The sequence below is a fragment of the Bacillus sp. AFS001701 genome, from assembly GCF_002559405.1.
In the GTDB taxonomy this organism is placed as follows: domain Bacteria; phylum Bacillota; class Bacilli; order Bacillales; family Bacillaceae_G; genus Gottfriedia.
Genome location: NZ_NTZO01000643.1, coordinates 1 through 952 on the forward strand (window position 1 = coordinate 1; position 952 = coordinate 952).

The 952-nt window shown below is 34.3% G+C and carries 1 pseudogene; it reads left to right on the top strand.

Annotation, left to right across the window (positions count from 1 at the left end):
- A pseudogene (locus CN514_RS24300) lies at nucleotides 1-844 on the top strand (RNA-guided endonuclease InsQ/TnpB family protein); the annotation flags it as partial.
- Between the last annotated feature and the right edge of the window lie 108 nt (nucleotides 845-952).

The following is a 952-nucleotide window of genomic DNA, read 5'->3' on the forward strand; positions in this document are numbered from 1 at the left end:
TTCTTTAAAGGGTTAGCAGAAAAACCACGGTTCAAAAGTAAAAGAAAATCAAAACCATCCTTTTATAACGATAATGTGAAGTTGAAAGTAAAAGGAAAGAAAGTTGATTGAAAAAGTCGGTTGGGTTATAGTTTCTGAATGTATATCAGATAAAAAATACTATAATCCCAGAATTAGCCATGATGGGAAATACTGGTATATTTCTGTTGGAGTTGAAAAATCAAAACCAATCGTAGAATTGACAAATGTCTCACTTGGTATTGATGTGGGGATAAAAGATTTAGCCGTATGTTCAGATGGAACCAAGAAGAAAAATATTAACAAAACAAGCACTGTGAGAAGGGTAGAGAAACGCCTACGTAGGTTGCTTCGTCAAGTTTCTCGTAAATATGAAATGAATAAGGAGGGACACCGTTTCGTCAAAACATGCAACATTATAAAAATCGAAAAGAAGATACAACAATTCTATAGAAGGTTGTCAAATATCAGGCTAAACCATCTTCATCAATCCACGAGCGAGATCGTGAAAACCAAACCTTATCGCATTGTAATGGAAGCTATAAATATCAAGGTAATGATGAAGAATAATCACCTTTCAAAAGCGATTGCGAAGCAGTGTTTATGTAAATTCAAACGCCAAATTCAATATAAATGTGAAAAATATGGGATTGAATTTGTTGAAGCTGATAAATGGTACCCATCTTCTAAAACGTGTTCAAGTTGTGGAAATAAGAAAAATGATTTAAAACTATCAGACCGACTGTACAAATGTGAATGCGGTCATGAAATCGATCGAGATTTAAACGCAGCAATCAACTTGTCACGATATAAATTAGTAAACTGATACCTAAACGTCATTACTGATATGTAGGATTCGTTGTATCCGAATTTACGCCCTTGGAGTGTTATACCAAACGAAAGTAGCCAACTAAGCAAAATCGGACACGTAGAA